At 38.6% G+C, this 22,176-nt stretch carries 20 protein-coding genes and 1 other RNA gene; all 21 read right to left on the reverse strand.

Going from position 1 to position 22,176, the window contains the following annotated elements; genetic code table 11:
• Positions 1 to 198 precede the first annotated feature (198 nt).
• On the reverse strand, positions 199 to 1,161 hold the full coding sequence (gene truB / locus ACFIMC_RS06205; RefSeq protein ID WP_375671920.1) for a tRNA pseudouridine(55) synthase TruB: 963 nt from the start codon (positions 1,159 to 1,161) through the stop codon (positions 199 to 201).
• A gap of 4 nt (positions 1,162 to 1,165) precedes the next feature.
• Complete coding sequence (gene rbfA, locus ACFIMC_RS06210; protein WP_375613309.1) at positions 1,166 to 1,573, reverse strand: 30S ribosome-binding factor RbfA; 408 nt, start codon at positions 1,571 to 1,573, stop codon at positions 1,166 to 1,168.
• Between the two features lie 122 nt (positions 1,574 to 1,695).
• A complete protein-coding gene (gene infB / locus ACFIMC_RS06215; protein WP_375671921.1) occupies positions 1,696 to 4,215 on the reverse strand; it encodes a translation initiation factor IF-2 in 2,520 nt (839 codons plus the stop codon).
• Positions 4,212 to 4,847 (reverse strand): RNA-binding protein, encoded by a 636-nt coding sequence (locus ACFIMC_RS06220; protein ID WP_375630008.1) that lies wholly within the window; start codon positions 4,845 to 4,847, stop codon positions 4,212 to 4,214. Before ACFIMC_RS06220 ends, infB begins: the two co-directional genes overlap by 4 nt.
• A complete protein-coding gene (gene nusA / locus ACFIMC_RS06225; protein WP_375630009.1) occupies positions 4,848 to 6,479 on the reverse strand; it encodes a transcription termination factor NusA in 1,632 nt (543 codons plus the stop codon).
• 47 nt (positions 6,480 to 6,526) lie between these two features.
• On the reverse strand, positions 6,527 to 7,153 hold the full coding sequence (rimP, locus tag ACFIMC_RS06230; protein ID WP_375680808.1) for a ribosome maturation factor RimP: 627 nt from the start codon (positions 7,151 to 7,153) through the stop codon (positions 6,527 to 6,529).
• A 151-nt stretch (positions 7,154 to 7,304) separates the two neighbouring features.
• Positions 7,305 to 8,006, reverse strand: a complete 702-nt coding sequence (locus ACFIMC_RS06235) for a tRNA (guanine(46)-N(7))-methyltransferase TrmB (RefSeq protein WP_375613311.1) — start codon at positions 8,004 to 8,006, stop codon at positions 7,305 to 7,307.
• On the reverse strand, positions 8,003 to 9,271 hold the full coding sequence (metK, locus tag ACFIMC_RS06240) for a methionine adenosyltransferase (RefSeq protein WP_375613312.1): 1,269 nt from the start codon (positions 9,269 to 9,271) through the stop codon (positions 8,003 to 8,005). The genes ACFIMC_RS06235 and metK overlap by 4 nt, the downstream gene beginning before the upstream one ends.
• A gap of 130 nt (positions 9,272 to 9,401) precedes the next feature.
• On the reverse strand, positions 9,402 to 9,815 hold the full coding sequence (locus ACFIMC_RS06245) for a helix-turn-helix domain-containing protein (RefSeq protein WP_375611810.1): 414 nt from the start codon (positions 9,813 to 9,815) through the stop codon (positions 9,402 to 9,404).
• Between the two features lie 148 nt (positions 9,816 to 9,963).
• Entirely contained in the window at positions 9,964 to 11,598 is a 1,635-nt protein-coding gene (gene lnt / locus ACFIMC_RS06250) for an apolipoprotein N-acyltransferase (protein WP_375671922.1), read from the reverse strand.
• A complete protein-coding gene (locus ACFIMC_RS06255) occupies positions 11,561 to 12,586 on the reverse strand; it encodes a hemolysin family protein (RefSeq protein WP_375613314.1) in 1,026 nt (341 codons plus the stop codon). Before ACFIMC_RS06255 ends, lnt begins: the two co-directional genes overlap by 38 nt.
• 109 nt (positions 12,587 to 12,695) lie before the next feature.
• On the reverse strand, positions 12,696 to 13,163 hold the full coding sequence (ybeY, locus tag ACFIMC_RS06260) for an rRNA maturation RNase YbeY (RefSeq protein WP_375611807.1): 468 nt from the start codon (positions 13,161 to 13,163) through the stop codon (positions 12,696 to 12,698).
• Positions 13,160 to 14,284 carry a PhoH family protein gene (locus ACFIMC_RS06265; RefSeq protein ID WP_375613339.1) on the reverse strand — a complete coding sequence of 375 codons (1,125 nt, stop codon included), beginning with the start codon at positions 14,282 to 14,284 and terminating at the stop codon, positions 13,160 to 13,162. Before ACFIMC_RS06265 ends, ybeY begins: the two co-directional genes overlap by 4 nt.
• A gap of 159 nt (positions 14,285 to 14,443) precedes the next feature.
• Complete coding sequence (gene miaB, locus ACFIMC_RS06270) at positions 14,444 to 15,820, reverse strand: tRNA (N6-isopentenyl adenosine(37)-C2)-methylthiotransferase MiaB (protein ID WP_375611806.1); 1,377 nt, start codon at positions 15,818 to 15,820, stop codon at positions 14,444 to 14,446.
• A gap of 31 nt (positions 15,821 to 15,851) precedes the next feature.
• On the reverse strand, positions 15,852 to 16,343 hold the full coding sequence (rimI, locus tag ACFIMC_RS06275; protein ID WP_375613316.1) for a ribosomal protein S18-alanine N-acetyltransferase: 492 nt from the start codon (positions 16,341 to 16,343) through the stop codon (positions 15,852 to 15,854).
• On the reverse strand, positions 16,343 to 17,029 hold the full coding sequence (gene tsaB, locus ACFIMC_RS06280) for a tRNA (adenosine(37)-N6)-threonylcarbamoyltransferase complex dimerization subunit type 1 TsaB (protein ID WP_375680809.1): 687 nt from the start codon (positions 17,027 to 17,029) through the stop codon (positions 16,343 to 16,345). Before tsaB ends, rimI begins: the two co-directional genes overlap by 1 nt.
• A gap of 734 nt (positions 17,030 to 17,763) precedes the next feature.
• Positions 17,764 to 18,792, reverse strand: a complete 1,029-nt coding sequence (locus ACFIMC_RS06285; protein WP_375613318.1) for a YeiH family protein — start codon at positions 18,790 to 18,792, stop codon at positions 17,764 to 17,766.
• 49 nt (positions 18,793 to 18,841) lie between these two features.
• Positions 18,842 to 19,447 carry a recombination mediator RecR gene (gene recR / locus ACFIMC_RS06290; protein WP_273790577.1) on the reverse strand — a complete coding sequence of 202 codons (606 nt, stop codon included), beginning with the start codon at positions 19,445 to 19,447 and terminating at the stop codon, positions 18,842 to 18,844.
• A gap of 30 nt (positions 19,448 to 19,477) precedes the next feature.
• On the reverse strand, positions 19,478 to 19,801 hold the full coding sequence (locus ACFIMC_RS06295; RefSeq protein ID WP_375611802.1) for a YbaB/EbfC family nucleoid-associated protein: 324 nt from the start codon (positions 19,799 to 19,801) through the stop codon (positions 19,478 to 19,480).
• Positions 19,802 to 19,815: 14 nt separating this feature from the next.
• The gene (locus tag ACFIMC_RS06300) at positions 19,816 to 21,756 is read right to left on the reverse strand and encodes a DNA polymerase III subunit gamma/tau (protein WP_375671923.1); all 1,941 of its coding nucleotides are present in this window, start codon (positions 21,754 to 21,756) and stop codon (positions 19,816 to 19,818) included.
• A gap of 223 nt (positions 21,757 to 21,979) precedes the next feature.
• Positions 21,980 to 22,077: signal recognition particle sRNA small type (gene ffs / locus ACFIMC_RS06305), an RNA gene on the reverse strand.
• Positions 22,078 to 22,176: the final 99 nt, after the last annotated feature.

The following is a 22,176-nucleotide window of genomic DNA, read 5'->3' on the forward strand; positions in this document are numbered from 1 at the left end:
AAAGCCACTTATGAATCTCTTGAAATGCAAGGATTGTTGCAACATTAAGAGGAAAAAGTGTGTGGTGGTGTTAGCTTATAGCACTGACTTAAATTTTGATATGAATACGGTAAGTATAGACAATGAAAAGCACCATATTTTTCTTAATTGATAGAGAAAAATATCTTTCCGCAAAAGGTGGTTGTGGAAAAGAATCGATTAAATTGAGAAAATCCGCTTTGGTTTAAATAGACTTTTGTCGAGAATGCCAATAGCAAGAAGTTGTTCCTTATAGAGGACACAAACTTCCTCTTCATCAAGAGGTATTTTATGATGATTCAAGAGGATAGAATGACCATTTATAATTCTCTGTGCTTGAGTTTCATTAAGAATATAGTGAGGGAGGCAATCCAATGCGGCGCTTGTGTCAATTAAGAGCCCATCGAGTGTTGAGAAGTTTTTTTCAAAAGAACGATTATTCTCATCTGTAGTGTTTTTATTTGGCGGAATGGCCGCTTTTAGTTCCTCCCATGTAATGAGATCTTCTTCATCAAAAGGTGCGACGGCAATACGTCTTAAATCAGCAATATGCCCATAGCAACCGAGATCACGTCCCATATCGCGTGCTAAAGAGCGCACATAAGTTCCTTTTCCGCAGGTTATTTCAAAGACAGAATGCTCTTTAGTAGGCATTTCTAATAACTTGAAAGTTTCTATTTCCACTTCACGGGGCGGAATTTTAACAACTTCCCCTTCACGCGCTAAATCATAGGCACGATTTCCAGCAATTTTGATTGCTGAAAATTGTGGAGGTGTTTGCAAAATAACACCTGTATATTGAGGAAGAAGAGCAAGTATTTCTTCTTGTGTTGGACGTATGAGAGAAGTTTTCGTTATTTCTCCTTCTAAATCATCTGTTGAGCGCTCTTGCCCCCAAGCAATATGAAAACGGTAAGTTTTTTTGCCTTGCATCACGTAAGGGACGGTTTTGGTTGCTTCGCCCAATGCAATGGGAAGGAGACCAGAAGCAAGAGGATCAAGTGTACCCGCATGTCCTGCCTTTTGAGCATGGAAGAGCCATTTGATTTGTGAGACAGCTTCTGTTGATTTCATTCCTTTTGGTTTATCAAATATGACCCAGCCAGAAACAGGACGCCTCTTTTTCTTGTGTTGCCGCGCCATATCTTTAATCCTCATCTGTATCACTATGGTGAAGATCGCGCGCAACCTCAGGCGAGCGAAGGAGGGCATCAATTTTTGAAAAATTATCAAAACTATTATCAAGTCGGAAACGCAGTTCTGGCATATATTTCATTTGTCGCAACGCATGACTGATTTCTCCACGGAGAAAACGACTATGTTTATTGAGGGTATCAACAACATCGGTATGAGAAGCATTTTTAAGAGTGCTGAGAGGTGATACAAAGCAAGTAGCAATTTTTAAATCTGGTGACATGCGTACTTCAGAGACAGAAATAACAATATCTTTTAAGATATCATCAAGCAAAATATCACGCTGTAATATATGCGCTATTGCATGACGTACTTGCTCTGCTACTCTAAGTTGCCGTTGTGATGGCCCTGCATTTTTCATCAAAGTTTTATCCTTGCTACAAGATCTCTTTTTTGACCATTTAGATAAGGAAAAAGAGATATTGTGTATAAAATCCAATCACTTTAACTCTGTCGTGAAATGAGGAAAGTTATTGGATTATTTTATAATGTGCGATTAATATGTTCGATACGGAAGGTCTCAATGATGTCTCCTGCACGCATGTCTTCATAATTTTCAAAGGCTATCCCACATTCTTGACCACTTTGCACTTCATTGACTTCATCCTTAAAGCGTTTGAGTGTTTTCAGCTTTCCTTCGTGAATAACGATATTATCGCGGATAAGGCGAACACCGGCTCCTCGTTCTATTTTACCTTCTGTAACACGACATCCTGCAACTTTTCCAATTTTTGTAATGTTAAAGACTTCTAGAATTTCAGCATTACCAAGGAAAGTTTCACGCTGTTCTGGTGAGAGTAATCCAGACATAGCAGCCTTGATATCGTCAACAAGATCATAAATGATGTTGTAATAACGAATTTCAATTCCTTGTGTTTTAGCAAAATCACGTGCCTGCTTATTGGCTCGAACATTAAAGCCAATTACAGCAGAGTTAGAAGCTTCTGCAAGAGAAATATCACTTTCGGTAATTCCTCCAGCACCAGAATGTACAATACGCGCACGAACCTCGTCATTTCCGAGTTTTTCCAATGCTGAAGCGATTGCTTCAATTGATCCTTGAACATCTCCTTTTATAATAAGAGAAAATTCCTTAACACCAGTCGTTTGCAATTTTGTCATCATCTGTTCAAGAGAACCACGCGAACCAGTTTGCCGCGCAACAGCTTTATCACGTGCTAATCGTTGCCGATATTCAGAAATTTCACGTGCTTTTGCTTCATGTGTGACAACAGCAAAACGATCTCCGGCTTGTGGTGTTCCTTGCATGCCTAAAATTTCAATTGGTGTAGAGGGAACGGCCTCTTTGACATGGCGGCCATGGTCGTCAATCAAAGCACGTACACGACCCCATTCATTTCCAGCAACTATAATATCAGAAGGGTGTAATGTACCTTTTTGAACAAGAACTGTTGCAACAGACCCACGTCCGCGATCCAATTTGGCTTCAATGATAACGCCCTCTGCAGTTCGTTGAGGATCTGCTTTCAGATCAAGCATTTCAGCTTGAAGAAGGATAGCTTCGAGAAGTTTATCAAGATTTTGACCAGTTTTAGCAGAAACTTCAACGTCCAAAGTTTCTCCGCCCATAGTTTCAACAAACACTTCATGTTGTAGAAGTTCTGTACGCACTTTTTGTGCATTCGCAGCTGGTTTATCAATTTTGTTGATAGCAACAATGATAGGTACACCAGCAGCTTTCGCATGATTGATTGATTCAATCGTTTGAGGCATAACACTATCATCAGCGGCTACAACGAGAACAGCAATATCAGTAACACGAGCTCCGCGTGCACGCATAGCGGTAAATGCAGCATGACCTGGTGTATCAATAAAGGTAATTTTTTGACCGTTTTGTTCTACTTGATAGGCACCAATATGCTGCGTAATACCTCCTGCTTCGCCAGAAACAACATTTGCTTTACGAATAGCATCCAAAAGAGAAGTTTTTCCGTGGTCAACATGGCCCATAATGGTTACAACAGGGGCGCGCTGCTGCATGTTTTGAGGATTATCTATTATATTAAAAATACCTTCTTCTACGTCAGATTCTAAAACACGTTTAACAGTATGGCCAAATTCAACAGCGATGAGTTCGGCAACATCTGCATCAATAACATCGCCAGGTTTCATCATTTGTCCTTGTTTCATCAAGAATTTAATCACATCAACAGAACGCTCAGTCATACGTTGTGCGAGCTCTTGAATGGTAATCGTTTCAGGAAGAACAACTTCGCGAGAAATTTTTTCTCTTGGTTCTTGATTTTGTGCACGCTTAAACTTTTCCTGTCTACGCCGCATTGCAGCCATTGAGCGCCCACGTGCGCTTCCTTCTTCATCCAGTGCACTATTCAGAGTTAGCTTTCCGCGTCTCCGCTCATCAGCTCCTTTGACAACTTTGGGTACACGTATTTCTGATTTAGCAGGATTAGCACGTCGACTATGCCGTTCTTCCTCTTTATTGTCATCTATTTTGCGTTTTTCAACCACGGTTGTGTGTTTAGGCGCAATAGGAATATCTGTCTGTTCAATGAGAGGGGGAACAGGTGGAGTCTGTACTGGCAATATTTCTTCTTCTTGTTGGAGATGTATTTCTTTTTCTTTAATTTCTTTCTGTAAAATTTCTTCACGCTCTTTAGCGCGTCTTGCTTCTTCTTCGGCTTGTTCTCGCGTTATTTTTTCTTGGATATGTGCTTCTTCTAACGCGCGAAGTCTCGCTTCCATTTCAGTTGATGAAAGATTGCTTTTGGTCACAGATTCTTGAGGCTTTTTCCCCTCAAAACGCGGTTTAGAACGCTGGGGGGCCACATGCGGCTTTGTAATGGGCTGTAGGGTTTCAGCTTTTTCATCAGGTCGCGTAATTTTACGCCGTTTGGTTTCGACAACGACAGCCTTCGTACGGCCATGACTAAAATTTTGTTTAACCGTGCTCGTTTCCAAGACAGACCTCTTGAGAGTTAGTGTCTTCTTGACGGTTGTTTTGTCGTTGTTATTTTCACTCATTGTACTTCCTTCACGGCTTGTGCCGTCATCTCACTAGACTTACTATGCTTGTCGTCACGATAGCTGATCAATTTACATGTTGTTTTGAGAAATCCTTCAGCAGCTTTTGTGTCCAGTAAGGCCGCGTGCATTACAGGATTAGAGCCAAAAGCCACTCGCATTTCATCACTTGTAAATAAAGATATGGTTTTTATAGTCCGATTTGTTTGTTGTTGTATTGAATGGATGGCCTGTGCAATTTTTCGTTTCCCATCTTCTGTTGCTTCTTTAGCATGAAGTACAAGAATAACTTTACCAGAGCGGATAGCAGCGTCAACCTTTGTTGCTCCCATAACAATTGCTCCCGCTTTTCGTGCCATGGAAAGGCTTGAAAGAGCGGCTTTTAGTAAAAGCGTATCAACAATATGCACAAGATTTGGTGCAACCTCAACATCTGTTTTAAAATTTCTATGAAAAGCTTTCTGTTTGATTGCTTTCTCAATAACAGCGTGATGGGCAGAAATCCAAACGCCACGCCCTGGTAAATTCGCTTTAAGATCAGGAACAATTTGGTTATTGGGACCAATAACAAAACGGATCAGCGTTTGTGCTGAAGCATTTTTTCGGGTCACAATGCAAGTCCGTTCGTTCATTTAAAGTGTATCCACATCCAAATCATCTGTTTTTTCATTTTCTGCAGAATTTTCATCTTCTACAGGACTTTCTGTAACAAGATCAGCTTGGTCTATCCAGCCTGCTTGTACACGTGCGGCTAAAACCATAGCTTCTGCATCTGCGCGTGTAATGTCAAAAGGGGTTAAAATACCAGAAAAATTCTGTGTTTGACCTTCTTTACGTTCTCTCCAACCAGCTAAATCATCAACGGCATAGCCAGCAAAGTCTTCTATTGTTTTTACACCATCTTCACCTACAGCAACCAACATAGCACTTGTCATTCCAGGAAGTGTTCGCAATTCGTCAGAAACTCCAAGCTTTTTGCGTTTTTCATCAAGTTCTTTTTCTTGATGATCAAGATATTCGCGGGCACGACTTTGGATTTCAGCGGCGGTATCATGGTCAAAACCATCAATAGAAGCGATTTCTTCAAGATCAATATAGGCGATTTCTTCAATAGAAGAAAAACCCTCTGATGCCATAACCTGTCCGATCATTTCGTCAACCTCTAAGGCTTCCATAAACAATTTACTCCGTTCAGTAAATTCTTTTTGACGATTTTCAGATTCTTCCTTTTCCGTTAAAATATCAATGTTCCATCCTGTTAGTTGCGAAGCCAAGCGAACATTTTGCCCACGTCGTCCAATAGCAAGGCTAAGTTGATCATCTGGCACAATAACTTCAATCCGTTCAGCATCTTCATCAAGGATGATTTTAGAAACTTCAGCAGGTTGCAGTGCATTAACGACAAATGTTGCCGCATCAGGCGACCAAGGAATAATATCAATTTTTTCGCCTTGTAATTCAGCAACAACAGCTTGTACACGACTTCCTCGCATTCCAACGCATGCTCCAACAGGATCAATGGAACCATCACGTGAAATAACGGCGATTTTAGCCCGTGAACCTGGATCACGAGCAACAGATTTGATTTCTATAATACCATCATAAATTTCTGGTACTTCCATAGTGAAAAGTTTTACCATAAATTGGGGATGTGTGCGTGAAAGGAAAATTTGCGGACCACGCGTTTCACGGTGTACATCATTGACAAAAGCACGAATGCGATCTCCATAGCGGAATGATTCACGAGGAATTAATTCATCACGGCGAACAATAGCTTCACCGCGTCCTAGATCAACGATGACGTTACCATATTCCACACGCTTAACTGTACCAGAAATAATTTCACCAACTTTATTTTTGAATTCTTCATATTGCTGATCGCGCTCTGCATCGCGTACTTTTTGTACAATAACCTGTTTAGCAGATTGTGCTGCGATACGTCCAAAATCCATAGGAGGTAAAAGATCAGCAAAAAAATCACCAATTTTTGCTTCTGCTTGACGTTTGAGAGCATCAGACAAAGTAATTTCCGTTGTATAGTCTTCAACGACATCAACGATTTTAAGCAGGCGCTGTAATTTAATTTCACCTGTTTTAGAATTGATTTCAGCACGAATATTGGTTTCTTGACCATAACGAGAACGTGCTGCTTTTTGAATAGCATCAGCCATCGCAGAAATGACAATTTCACGGTCGATTGACTTTTCACGTGCAACAGCATCTGCAATTTGCAGAATCTCAAGCCTGTTAGCGCTTGTAGCCATCAATTTTCTCCTTCTTTGTGCCACACGATGGGTATTTCCCAGTGATATTATTTTTTGAAATTGAGCGTCTGTATAGAGTCGTTAGCGTTCTCTTCGGCAATGAATTGTTGACTTAAATCTTTATTTTGTTTCAATGCATCGCGAATAAGCTCATCGGTAAGCACTAAATGCGCATTTATGATATCACAAAAGGAAATAGGGGTATACATGGCTTCTCCATAAGCAGCTTTATCAGTGTTTAAAATAAATCCATCTTGCGTGATATTTGTAAGTGTCCCACGAAATTTTCGGCGCCCATCAATTGTTATTTTGGTTTCAATTTTTGCAAGATGCCCTTGCCAATGAAAAAAATCAGATTTTCTTACCAATGGACGATCAATTCCAGGTGATGAGATTTCTAAATGATATTTGCGTTCAATAACATTTTGTACATCAAGGAGGGGAGAAACAGTTCGACTAACAGTTTCACAATCTTCTATGGTCATAGAACCATCGGCACGTTCAACCATAATTTGAAGTGTTAAACCATTTTGACCAAGAAGTTTTACACGAACCAAACGAAAACCTAAAGGTTTAAGTAGTGGTATGACAAGAGCAGCAACCTGTGCTTCGATACCATCTTCTTCAAACAGGCGCGGTTCGTCAAGATTGCTTATTTTTTCAGCTTCGTTCATACATTTTATCCGAGTTGGTTTCATCAGTTTTATGATATTAAAAAAGAGCGGGTCCAACGGCCCACTCTTCATCATAAGACCAAGAATTTAACTATTGATACTCTTAAATTCAAAATTTTTCAAGTTGTTTATGAGAAAAGCGCTTGATCATTTATTTCTTGATAAAGGTAAGATAGGCAGGCGTTCGTCCTTCGCGTAAAGCTTTTGCTTCATAGCGGGTTCCGCTCCATAGTGGATAAGGGAGTTTCCAGTCTTGAGGGCTTTCTGCTTTCCATTCAAAGTGATCATGTTGTGCACAATGATACAAAGTCCAGTTTACATAACTGTCTATATCGCTAGCAAAGCGAAAAAATTTTCCTATTTTAAGAACACGAGCAAAACGGTTAAGATTTTTTATGTTGATGAAGCGTCGTTTCCAGTGTTTCTTTTTCGGCCAAGGATCAGGATAGAAGAGGTCTATTCCATCAAGCGAGTTATCAGGGAGCCAATCAAGAAGGCGTGTAGCATCATCATTATAGAGGCGAAGACGATTTTGATGGTTTTGATGCTGTTCAAGAGACGATAATATTTTTGCCATGCCATTGATAAAGGGCTCGACGCCGATAAAACCGGTTTTTGGAAAATATGCCATTTCATGAAGTAAATGTTCACCTCCACCAAAACCGATTTCAAGTCGAATTTCTCTTACTTTGCTTGAAAATAAGGATGTAAGGTTTAAGGGAGGAGGGACATTTAAATCAATATTCAAACTGGGGAGAAGCATTTGTATACGTGTAAGCTGACTGTCTCGAAGTTGTTTTCCTTGTCGGCGTCCAAAAAATGCTTCACTCTTACGTATATTATGTTTAATCATGGGATTTGGATCATTGTTTGAAGCGTTTTCACGAGATCAGTTTTTTCCCATGAAAACGAACCATCGTGTTTTGGTTTACGACCAAAGTGACCATAGGCAGCTGTTTTCGCATAAATAGGTTTATTGAGGTCAAGATGTTTTCGAATGCCGGTAGGTGAAAGGTCCATTATTTTGCGGATGGCTTCTTCAATAACCTTTTCATCGACTTTTCCTGTTCCATGAAGATTAAGATAAATAGATAAAGGTTGTGCAATACCAATTGCATAGGAGAGTTGAATGGTGCATCTCTCTGCTAAATGAGCAGCAACAATATTCTTAGCCAGATAGCGTGCCGCATAGGCAGCAGAACGATCAACTTTTGTTGTATCTTTTCCTGAAAAAGCACCGCCTCCATGGGGTGCTGCACCTCCGTAAGTATCCACAATAATTTTGCGTCCCGTTAATCCGGCATCGCTTTGAGGGCCTCCAATGACAAATTTTCCTGTTGGGTTAATATACCAACTGCATTGAGCTGCAATGGGAATGTCATGTAAAGCTTGGCGAATGTAAGGTTCAACCACTGTACGTACTTTATTGGAATCCCAGCTTTCATCAAGGTGCTGCGTTGAAAGAACAATGGATGTGACCTCTATCGGTTTTCCATTTTTATAACGTATGGTTATTTGGCTTTTAGCATCTGGTCCTAATTTTCCAGTTTCTCCCTCTCCTTTATGACGAGCTGCGGCAAGAAGTTTGAGAATTTTATGCGCATAATAAATTGGCGCAGGCATGAGATCAGGTGTTTCACGGCAAGCATATCCAAACATGATACCTTGATCACCCGCTCCTTCTTCACCATGCCGATCCGTAGCATTATCAACCCCTCTTGCTATATCAGCTGATTGTGGGCGCAAAAGAACATCAATTTTAACAGTTTTCCAATGGAAGCCTGCTTGTTCATAGCCAATGGTACGAATAGCACGGCGCGCTGCTGTACGAAAACGTGTAGGATTAATGAGTGGAAAGCTAGTTTCATCATAGATGAATTCTTTATTTTTATCTTTTTTTAATAGCGTATCGGGAACACGTACTTCACCAGCGATAACAACACGGTTGACACTGACGAGAGTTTCACAGGCAACGCGTACTAACCATGGATCAGTACCAGTCTTTTCAGCTTCTTTATAGATCATATCAACGATTTCATCGGAAATACGATCACAAATTTTATCAGGATGTCCTTCCGATACCGATTCGCTCGTAAAAAGATAATCTTGATGCGGCATAGGAACTCCTTCAAAAAAGAAAACCAACGATTTAATCAATTGCTTACTAAAGTCGTCACCATTTGCTAATTCTACAGCAAATAGTCAATGCAAATGTATATGAATAAAAGAGAAAAGATATAATTTTAATTTATAACTTATTTGTCAAATCTTCCTCAGAAAGTGCTTTTGCCAAGTCAATAATTTTTCGACGCACTTTAGCATCAGATATATTTGTAAAAGCGCGCATGAGCTGAATCCCTTCGCTGCTAGAACAAAAGTCTATAAAATTGTGTTCACTTTCAGCAAAACCCTCTACTTGTTGGGAGGTAATACCTTTATCAAAAAAGTAAGAAACAGGAACATCCATAATTTCCGCTATCGCTTGAAGACGGCTGGCACCAATACGGTTTGTTCCTTTTTCATATTTTTGGATTTGCTGAAAAGTAATTCCTAATTTTTCGCCTAGTTTCTCTTGAGTGAGTCCTAAAATATTACGACGTAAACGGATACGAGTTCCAACATAGATATCTATAGGGTCAGGTTTTTTTCTAGTTTCGGTCATAATGCAACTCTTTATTTCCAGCATTTTTCTTCTAAACCAACATCATATTTATGCGCAGTTGATTTATCATATAATTAAAACAATATGTAATATTTTTTCCCAATATCACTGGTACACGCAACACAATACCGTACAAAGGGCACTTGAATCATTTAAGCTGTTTTGTAAAACCAAAACCAATACGACACAATAGCATAAGGATGAATAAGATAAAAGTAGAGAAAGTTCTGTATTCATTGCTTCCTATAGGGGTAATGGATGATGGAACTTGTGAATCAATAATGCCCACAGCATTTTGTCGAAGAGCTACAACGATTCGTCCATAAGAATCAATAACAGCTGATATGCCATTATTGGCGGCCCGTATGAGGGGGATTCCCAGTTCAACGGCACGAAGCTGTGCTTGTTGAAGATGTTGATAGGGTCCAGGTGTTACACCAAACCATGCATCATTTGTAATATTAATAATTGCTTGAGGTGGGGAGCCTTTAAAAGTCATTTCATGGGGAAATATTGCTTCATAACAAATTAAGGGTAGATAAGAAAATCCGTTTGGCATTGTAACAATTTTGCGCACACTTGCAGCACTATATCCACCAATATTATCAGCAAGGGTACGCAATCCAATTTTTTTCAATAAACTCTGATAAGGAAGATACTCACCAAAAGGAACCAAATGAAGTTTATCGGAAGTATTTAAAATATTACCTTGAGCATTAATGACTGCAATTGTATTAAAATATTGTGTTTGGGAATGAGGTAGATCATTGCTGGCGCGTATTGCTCCAACAATAGCCCATTGTTTAGGTTTTAAAAGAGAGGCAATGCGCATTGTGATAGATGAATTATCATAGAGAAGGTAAGGAACGGAAGCTTCAGGCCATACGATAAAATCGGGTTCTGAATTTTGATCGGTTGTTGGCGTTGCACTTAGCTTCATATGTGCTTCCAACATAGATTCTCGTGTATTATCACGCAATTTTATATTTTGTTGGATGGACGGTTGAACAATGCGCACCCAATAAGCACTTTTTTGATCTTCAGTTGTGTTTTCTATAGTATGAAGACGATAAAACCCAAAACCACAGTGAATGAATATAAGTGATAAGCAAAGAGAAAGTGCCACTTTCTTTTTTTCATCCGTTAATAAAACAGTTGGCAAACTGTAGGCTAAGACAGCAAGAATATTCATTCCGTAAAGTCCTACGATTGCATCAGATTGCATGAACATTGGGGTTGGCATGGCTGTATAGCCAAGAGAATTCCATGGAAATCCTGTGAATAAAAACGCACGCAACCACTCGGATAATCCTAATGCAAAGGCTAAAACAAAAAAGCGTGCTATTCCTTTTGTCCATAATAAACCGACAATGAAACCAGAAAAAAACCAATAAAGAGAAAGGTAGAGTGGAGGGAATAAAATGGCTAATGGGACTGCCCAACCAAAAGAATCTGGATCTGTTAACAAAGCATTGCATAGCCACCAAAGGCCGCAAATAAAATAACTAAAACCAAAGGTTCCACAGCTTAAAGCGTAAGTAAAAAAATGTTTTTTATTGTTTTTGGTGGCCCGTATTGAGTCAAGTAAAACAATAAAGAGAGGGAAAGTTAAAAAGCAAAGAGGCGTTAAATAAAAGGGTGGAAGTGCAAAAGAAGTAAGAGCACCACACAGAAATATCCATGCTTGGCGCTTCCAGCCTGTAACAGAGAACAAAAAAACGATGAAATTGTTTAAAAATACTGGACTATTCTTTAGGGATGGCATTGTTCTCAAGATTCTCATTTTTGGGAATGCGAAAAATGCGCAATCGTTTAATCCGGCGTTTATCAGCTTCTAAAATACGAAATCTATAGCCAGGTACAGCTTCGACAATTTCACCTTTAGCAGGAATGCGATCAAGAATTGAGACGATCAAACCACCAATAGTATCAACTTCATCACCATATTCCCCTACGATAAAATCAGGACCAAGAGCTTTCTCCACATCTTCTAGTTCAGTTCTTGCATCAACGAGCCATTTATTATTTGGTTCACGTACGATAGCATTGTCGACATTATCATGTTCATCTTCGATATCCCCAACGACTAACTCAACAATATCTTCCATTGAAACGAGACCATCTGTTCCTCCATGTTCATCAATAACTAAAGCCATTTGAGTTCGTGTAGTTTGCATCCGTGTTAATAATTTGCTTGCAAGCATAGAACTGGGAACAAAGAGAACTGTTCGGATCAAATCCAATTCACCGATTGGAGTATGCAAGTCTGTATGGTTTAATTGAAGCAAATCAGATTTTTGTTCGGTTTTTGTTGGGTTGATAATAAAGCGAGTGATGTAGTTAAGAATATCGCGGATATGGATCATGCCGCGCGGATCATCTAAAGTTTCAGCATAAACGGGGATACGAGAATGACCAATTTTTGCAAAACATTTAAGGGTTTCTCCAAGAGAGGTGTTTATTTCTAATGCTTCGATTTCAGAACGAGGTATCATAACATCATCCACGCGTGCTTCACGTAAGCGTAAAATGTTATGCAGCATAGTACGTTCTTCAGGTGAGAAGAGGGCGGTATCTTTTTCATTGTTAGTCGTGAGTGCAACGGTAAGATCATCGCGCAGTGACGTAGATGCACAATTACGACCCCGTAAGAATGAAAATAAATGATTCATCAGGGAATATTTCTCTGTATGATTCGTCTGTTGAGAGGGGTCTTTTTCATTATTAGAAGATGCTTGACTATTATTTTGTGCATTTATTTTGTTTGCCATGGTTTTGAAATCTTTTAGACTTTCTTTTTTATAATAGATAAATAAGAGGCTTTAAATGGTATGCTGGTAATATTGATTTTAAAAGTTAAATTTTATCATTGATAGACAATTATGCGTAAGGATCTTTTATGGAAAGCTTTTGAAGAATTTCTCTTTCGAGCTTTTCCATTTTATATGCTTCATCATCAGTTTCATGGTCATAACCAAGCAGATGCAAGATACCATGAACAATCATATGTGTTAAATGGTCTTGAAATGTTTTTCCTTCTTTCTCTGCTTCGAAAACAACAGTTTCTCGGGCAATAATAATATCACCGAGTATGGGACCAGGTCGATTTCCAGCTTTAAGTGGAAAAGCAGGAAAGGATAATACATTAGTAGATTTGTTTTTGTTGCGCCATTGTGCATTGATTTGTGCCATATGTTCATCATCCGTAAAAAGCAGGCTAATCTCGCTTACAACATTTGCCAATGAAACATGATGCATAGTTGCCATTAATGCTTTTTCAGTGATATTATAAAGCATTTTCTCATCATTCCACCCTGCGCTTTTAATCATTATATCAATAATAATCATGATGAATCAAATTCATTTTTTAATGCATCGCATGCGAATGATTTTTTTTTATTTTGTATTTCGGAATCACGATCATAAGCACGAACGATAGCAGCAACAAGTGGGTGGCGTACAACATCTTTTTCATCAAAATGCACAATTGCAATATTTTCTACATTTGAAAGAATGCGAATTGCTTCAATGAGACCTGATTTTTGCCCTGTAGGCAAATCAATTTGGCTTACGTCACCGGTAACAATCATACGTGTTCCTTCTCCAAGACGTGTGAGGAACATTTTCATTTGCATGGGCGTAGTATTTTGTGCCTCATCAAGAATAACAGCAGCATGGGCAAGTGTTCGTCCGCGCATAAAGGCGAGAGGAGCAATTTCTATGACACCAGAGGCTAAAATGCGTTCTATTTTTTCAGCGGGCATCATATCATAAAGAGCATCATAAAGTGGTCGTAAATATGGGTCGACTTTTTCTTTGAGATCACCGGGAAGAAAACCAAGATGTTCTCCAGCTTCAACAGCCGGACGTGAGAGAATAATTCGCTCAATGATACCACGTTCTAGAAGCATTGCAGCATGAGCAACAGCAAGATACGTTTTTCCTGTTCCTGCTGGTCCTACACCAAACACAAGTTCAGTATGCTCCATAGCACTTATGTAAGCGTCTTGTGTTGGAGTTCTTGCATGAATTATTTTTTTATGGGTACTCAACCGAGCTGCTATACGTTTCGTTGCAGATTTGTGTGTTATTGTGTCTTCTTTCTGCTTCTTTGGTATATTTGCCATAGCAATCGCTCCTTTTATATCTGATAAAGTGAGCTCTTGATGTGTTTTGGCACGTTCATAAAGCTGCTGCAATGCATATTGCGCACGTTTTATAACAGAAATATTTCCACGGATTAAGACTTCATTACCACGCGGATGAATACTAAGTTCGAGTTTTTTTTCGATATAAGCGAGATTTTCGTCAAATTTACCAAAAACTGCTTTTGCATATTTATTATTTTCGAAAATCAAAACAACTTGGCTCACATCTGAAGCGCTTGTTTGTTTCAAGGTATCAGCCTTTTCAAGGGACATATTTACTTTTTCTTTAATACGCTTTATTTTTTCGGTTGAAGCTTTCAGCCTATTCTCCATATTTACATAAATATTGCACATTTTGTTAAGTAAACTTTATAAAAGACAATTTTTACAAAAAGTGCACGCTTTAGATGTAATCATTTGCTTTTAAAATAAAAGAGTTTTCCAAAATATTTATTTTTGAACAAGGTATTAGAGGCATGCTTATCTATTTGTCACTTCACCAACAAAACTGTTTGAGCTTGCATTTTTAATATGAATTTCTATCACGCTACCTGTAGAGGCTTCTGTATCGACAACAACAGGTAAAAGCCAAGGGGAACGCCCTACCATTTGCCCTGAGTGACGTCCAGGTTTTTCGATGAGAACGTTCGTTTTTTGATCAATTTTAGAACGCAAAAACGCATTTTGTTGCTCAAGGAGAAGGGCTTGTAAATGTTGAAGTCGGGCATCTTTTACAGATTCATCAACATGATTTTTCATTGTGGCTCCCACTGTTCCAGGACGGGGGGAATATTTAAAAGAATAAGCTGAACTGTACTGTACTTGTTGAATAAGTTTAATGGTTTCTTCAAAGTCTTCATCTGTTTCTCCTGGAAACCCTACAATAAAATCGCCTGAAAAGGCGATATCTGGCCGTGCGGTTCGAATTTTTTCGATAAGATGAAGATAATGAGAGCTTTTGTGTTGTCGGTTCATGGCTTTTAAGATGCGATCTGAACCTGATTGAACAGGAAGATGGAGGTAAGGCATTAACATATCAAGATCTCGATGCGCGGCAATAAGGCTATCATCCATATCACGTGGGTGGCTGGTTGTGTAACGCAAACGCTTTAAACCATCGAGTTTTGCGAGATGATAAAGAAGATCGCCAAGACGCCAAGTTTTGCCATCAGCACTTTGTCCATGCCAACCATTGACATTTTGTCCAAGCAGCGTAATTTCTTTGACACCCGCTTCGATGAGTTGAAGGGCTTCCTCGGTAATTTGCTCGACAGACCGTGATATTTCAGCACCGCGTGTGTAAGGAACAACACAAAAAGTGCAAAATTTATCGCAACCTTCCTGTACTGTTAAAAATGCGCTAACACCTCGTTTTCTTACTGCATGTTTATTATGGGGCGGCAAATGAGCAAATTTATCTTCAACAGCATAGTCTGTTTCGATAATTTTTTTCCCTTGTTTGGCTTTTTCTAACAATTCTGGCAAGCGATGATACATTTGCGGACCAATAACAAGATCCACTGTTGGAGCACGGCGCAAGATTTCACTTCCCTCAGCTTGTGCAACACAACCTGTTACACCAACCATCAGGGGTTTATCAGGTGTGCGCTCTTGACGCATAACGCGCAAACGACCAAGATCAGAATAAAGTTTTTCTGCTGCTTTTTCACGAATATGACAGGTATTAACAAGAATAAGATCGGCATCATTGGGAATTTGTGTTGTCACATAGCCTTGCGAACTGAGGCTATCAGTCATCCGTTGGCTATCATAAACGTTCATTTGACATCCATAGGTTTTGATAAAAACCTTTTTAGGAGCAACAGGAGGCGTATTTTTAGGATTTACTTTATTCATAGCGCATGTGTAAATGTTTTTTACACAAATCTCAATCTATTTGCTTAAAAGTTTTTTGCATGATAATTGCATCACCACGACCATTTTTTGACACGTAGTAGGCAAGACGTTCAGAAATTTTTTGAAATTCAAAGCGTTGATAAAGGTTCAAAGCAGAAAGATTTGTGGCTTCTACTTCCAAGAATAATTTTATAGCGCCCTTGTCGTGAAGATGGTGAACTGTACGATCGATAAGAAAGGTACCAATTCCTTTTTGACGATAATGAGGATGAACAGCAATTGTGATGATTTCTGCTTCATCAAGGATGAGACGGCATAGGCAAAAGCCTAAAATTTGATCAGAGTGATCAATGAGAAAAGCTTTGTATCCGAAGATAGAGTGATCTGTTAAGAAATTATCAAAAGCTTGTTTTTCCCAAGAAGGGGTAAAACAATGCTGATGAATTTGATGAAGAGAAGCACTATCATTAACTTGTAGCGGAGCAATTCCAAAATTCTTTTTTGTCAATGAAAATTTGGGCATTATTTTTTTTGTGGTAAAGAAAAATTGGTTTGTTGTTTTGCATCAGCGCTGCGTAGATAGAGTGGGCGAGGTGAATTTTTTGATTGTTTGTTTGCAGCAAGATAAGCATAGTTTACAATATCGGCCGCTTCGCAGGGGATTTTTTCTAGGACAATTTTTTCGTGTATTTTATGGTTTTTAATATGCTCCACAACGACATCAGCAGCTGGGCCAGTCAGTCGGGTTTTTTTTGGCAAATCTTCGAGGATATTTTCAATTGTTTTTAATCCCGGCTCTCCCAAAGGTGTGAGCTCATTATGAAAATTTTGATGGTAGAACATCCCTCTCCCTGCTTCAATGACAACAGTAATTGCCGATGCTGTACTTTTATTGTTTATAACTTGTGCTGCTAACGCTTCAAGAGCACTCACTCCAACAGCTGGTATTTCAAGTGCTAATGCCAAAGCGCGCGCTGTTGCAACACCGACACGTACACCAGTAAATGATCCAGGTCCAATATTGACAGCAATACGCTCAACTTGATCAAGCGTCATATTGGCTTGTTTCATTATTTGTGTAATCTGCCCAATAATTTTTTCGGCATGTCCTTTGTTCATGCGTTCATTGATACGCGCAATAACAGATTTATGACGAATAAGCGCAACAGCACAATAAATTGAAGCAGTATCTATAGCAAGGATAAGCATAAAAATATTTTAGTTGAATAAAACGATAAATAAAAGTCCTGCTGTATTTTTAATCTTTTCATTATCGTATATTTCATTTGTAAGAAAGTTACTAGTGCCAATAAGCAACAATATCTTTTTATGGGATAGAACGAGATGTTGATTTAATCCTTATTTTTATCACTTTTTGAATGAGTACCTTGAGTATTGTAAGATTCTCTTATTTTAAGTCTACTTATGGTGAAACAATTAAAGTTATTAGCTTGTATATTACAAGCGGAGTTAGCGTATGAATCAAAACTGTTGAAGAAAAGAATAAAAACTCCTTCACGAATCGTTTAAATGTAAGGGTTGTCACAACTTGTAAGCTATCAAATAGTACTTTGATGCCACTTGTATTACATAGTAAGTAAAAGTAATTTAAAAGAGGAAAAGTTATGACCCCACATTTTTTCCAAATAAGAACATATTCTATCCGTCTTTATATAAAAAACTCAGCGTAATGAGAGCAGATGAAAGAAATGGCATTGTTTTGCATGAGTTACGTATTTTGATACTACCCTGTTGCAAATCATTATGGACTGAAAAGCACATTTGACAGTTTTCACTTAAATATCAGCTCTTTCAATTTTTTGTATAGAATAATGAGCAGTATTTTAGAACTTTTTCTGGTTTATGAAAGAACTGATTTTAATAATAATGAGGACTTTGGGTTGATTGTATACTACGTTGAAAAAATAATAATCAATGCACATTTAAAATGTTATATGATTTAAATCATTCAATTGTATCATAAGAAGGCTACAAATACCGAGAATAATGATGGAGCAGGTTGAAGCCAAAATGACGCGCCATCCTGCTTTTTTTAGTGATCGGATATCAACACCTAATCCTAGTGCAGCCATTGAGATAACAGTAAACAACTGGGCAATAAATTTGATGGGATTGATAGCCTTTTCAGGGATAAGACCACTTGAGCGAACAAGCATCATGATAATAAAGCCAATGATAAACCATGGGACGAGGGTATGTAAACGCAAGCGTGTTTCTGCTGATCGGCGATAAATGATTGATAGAGTAAAAATAACAGGGCCTAACATGAGAACCCGTACTAATTTGACAATTGTTGCAATTTGAACACTTAGAAAAGAGATAGGTGCTGTTGCTGCTAAAACCTGTGGTACAGCATACACAACCATGCCAGCAAGCACACCATATTGGCTAAATGACAAATTCAGAGATGGATGTAAAAAGGGTAGAAATAAAATAATAAGAATTCCTAAAAGAGCAGTGAAGGCAATTGATGCGGCTACATCGTCATGTTTTGCTTTTATAACAGGTGCAACGGCGACAATAGCTGAATTGCCACAAATAGCATTCCCACAAGCGACCAGCATTGCCAAATGTGTAGAAAGCCCGAAAAGTCGGCCGATGGCAAAGCTCAGGATAATTGTTACGAATATCACGAATATGATACTAGCAAGCAAATTCCAACCAGCTGAAAGGACTGCGTTAATGCTAATGCTTGCTCCTAGAAGAACGATAGCAATTTCGAGAAGTGTTTTTGCACAAAAGGTGATACCTTTTTGAAAATATGTTGGCAAAGAAAAACAACTACGGATAATTGATCCTAGAAGAATTGCCAAAACAAGGCTTTCAAGCCACGCTTCCGTGAAAAGCTGTTTTTCTACAACTTCTAAGCCATAAGCTAAGGCTGATATGAGTAAACATACTAAAACACCAGGACCAAAGTCGTTTAAAAGTGAGAGATTTTTCTTTATCATTTTAATATTCCCCCGTCATTAAAGAGCTAAAGGTTAAGAAGAAAAAGCTTTAAAGATTTGTTCTTGCTTGTACAGCTGCTGCTAAAGTTCCATCATCAAGATAATCAAGCTCACCTCCTACAGGAACACCATGAGCAAGTCGCGTAATTTTAACTGGAAAATTAGAAAGCTGATCAGTGATATAGTGAGCAGTTGTTTGACCTTCGACAGTCGCATTGACAGCAAGAATAATCTCCGTAATAGGGTTTTGTACAACACGCTGTATTAAGGTGGCAATGTTGAGTTCGTCAGGACCTATTCCATCTAAGGGGGAGAGTCGTCCACCCAACACATGATAACGTGCGGCTAAAGTTTTTGCGCGCTCAAGGGCCCACAGATCAGCAATATCCTCAACAACGATGATTGTTGTATCATCGCGGCGCAAATCTGTACAAATTGAACAAGGATCAATGGTATCGACATTTCCACAAACAGAACAAATACCGACTTTTTCGATAGCTGCTTGTATAGCCGCTCCCAAAGGCTCCAGCAATGTCTCCTTTTTTTTGATAAGATGAAGCGCAGCACGACGTGCTGAACGTGGACCAAGACCTGGTAACCGTGATAAAATCTGAATGAGACGTTCAATCTCAGGTCCTGCAATGTATTTAGACATATTTTTGTCTCACGGGAAAAAACCGTTTCATTAAAATGGAAGTTTGAAACCTGATGGGAGTGGTAGCCCTGCGGTCATACTTTTGGTTTTTTCTTCTATTGCAACTTCGATTTTTGTTCTTGCTTCATTATAAGCTGCCATAATGAGATCTTCAAGAATTTCACCTTCCTCAGGTTTGAGTAATGAAGGATCAATTTGAATTGCTGTTATAATATTTTTGCCATTTAAAGTGATATTGACGAGACCACCCCCTGCAGTGCCCACAGCTTGCAGATTAGCTATTTCCTCCTGAATCTTCTGCATTTTTTCTTGCATTTCTTTGGCTTTTTTCATCATGCTCATCATTTCACGCATAGGAATAGGTATCCTTATTCATCATTGATATCATTTTTATTTTTAAAAATATCAGCATTTTTAAAGGTATTGGAGAGTAAATCAAGATCATTTTCTTCTTTATTGAGTCGAATATCGACAATTTTTGCTTCTGGGAAATGATTGAGGATTTTCGCGATATCAGGATCTGTTTCTGCATTGGAAAAAAGAGTCTTTTGAATCGCTATACTTTCCTCCTGTAAGGTTGGGCCACCTCCTTCATTAACAAAAGTTATTGTCCAGCGTTTTTCAGTCCATTGAGATATCTTTTTTTCTATATCATGAGCAAGAAATTGTGGGGTATTTTCAGAAAGTCTCAAGGTAATATGCCCAGCTTCAAAAGAAACAGGATGAACAAATTCTTTAACAAGGAGTTTGAAAGGAACGTCATTATGCTGTTCGGCTAATTGAACAATATCGTGCAAAGAATTAATCACGAGAGTTTTAGGTTCAGTAATCTTTTCTGTTGTTTGCGTGACAGAATGCGATAAATTTGCAATCTTTTCAGAAAGATCAGTAGATTGAGAAGTTTCTAGAATTTCTGTTACTTCTTGGGCGCTGATTTTGTCATGGTTTTGATTTTTAACTAAATTTTCTGGTTGTAAGGAATGATCTAATTGGTTTTTCAAAGAGCTTTTTAAATCTGATTGATCGAGTAATGTATTTGAAACGCTCGAGGAAGCATGGGCTCCGACCATTGTTTCTTTTGTTATATTATTTGCATTTGTAGATTCTTGATGAGAAGAGTTTTTAACCAGTGTGAGAGGCGTTTTTTCTTGCGTAAGCTTTTTTAAAGCCTCATCAAGAGTTGGTAAGTCAGCCGTGTGAGCAAGACGAATTAAAAGCATTTCAGCGGCTTGAAGAGGACGTGCAGTTTGATTAACTTCCTGTAAACCTTTGAGTAACATTTGCCAGTTTCGGGATAAAATAGGAACGGAAAGTTTTTTTGAAAAGTCTAAACTTCTTAAACGTTGTTCTTCAGTCAGAGAGAAATCTTCCACTATTTCTGGTGTAAAACGTAAACGTGTGACCAGATGATTAAAATCGGCTAGTTCTGTCAATATAGTAAGAGGATCAGCACCTGCTTCATATTGACTGCGTAATTCATGTAACGCATTGACAACATCGCCCTTCATGATAAATTCAAAAAGATCAATAATACGTGCTTGATCCGCTAATCCTAACATTGTACGCACCGCAATAGCATTAACATTGCCATTGCTATGGGCGATTGCTTGATCAAAAATGGATAATGCATCACGTGCAGATCCTTCTGCAGCACGGGCAATCATAGAGAGTGCTTGATCTTCTACTTCTACCTTTTCATATTTCGCAATTTGACGCAAATGTGCACTCAAAGCTTTTGAGTCAATACGTCGTAAATCAAAACGTTGGCAACGCGAAAGAATTGTAATAGGAACTTTGCGAATTTCTGTTGTGGCAAAAATAAATTTCACATGGGAAGGTGGTTCTTCAAGAGTTTTCAATAAACCATTAAAGGCTTGTGTTGAGAGCATATGTACTTCATCGATAATATAAACCTTATAGCGTGCAGAAACAGGACGATAGCGTATTTGTTCAATAATTTCACGAATATCATCAATGCCCGTATGAGAAGCGGCATCCATTTCTATAACATCAATATGGCGTCCTTCGATAATTTGTGTGCAATGTTCACCAAGAGAGTCCAATACAGTTGTTGGTTGATCAATATCTTTTGTTTTATAATTAAGCGCACGTGCCAAAATACGTGCTGTTGTGGTTTTACCTACGCCACGAATCCCTGTTAACATCCACGCTTGTGCAATACGACCTTTTTCAAAGGCGTTGGTGAGAGTACGCACCATAGCTTCCTGACCAATGAGGTCAGAGAAGTTTTGGGGTCGATATTTACGAGCAAGAACACGATAGGCTGTTTCTACCGGTAAATTTTCCATGAGTATTTCCAACTTCGAAGTTCTTTATGCGTACATTTTGATAATACAAAAGCATAGATCAATACTGTAGTCTCATATAAAAGGATTTTTTCTTAATCAAATTATTTATGGGACAATTTGTTTAAAAATAACAAAACCCCTTTATTTGCTGCATACAAATGCTGCTCTGAAGATTAAAAATACCTCGCTAAAAGACAGCATAAAAAATAATTTCTTCAGCAAAATAGGAGGTTGGAACGATGACCCGTACCAGAACTCGTTGGGGCTGCTTCTTTCCAGACCTGACCCAGTTGGCGAGTAGTCCGTCCACCACCAACCTCCCAAGCTCATATTGTCGATTTGGAATGAAAAATCAAGATCAGAAACGAAAAATATCCTAAGAACGACGAAGAATTTTCCTTTGCGTTTAATTTATTGACA

Source organism: Bartonella sp. AP21QHHD (assembly GCF_042196205.1).
Classification (GTDB): Bacteria; Pseudomonadota; Alphaproteobacteria; order Rhizobiales; family Rhizobiaceae; genus Bartonella.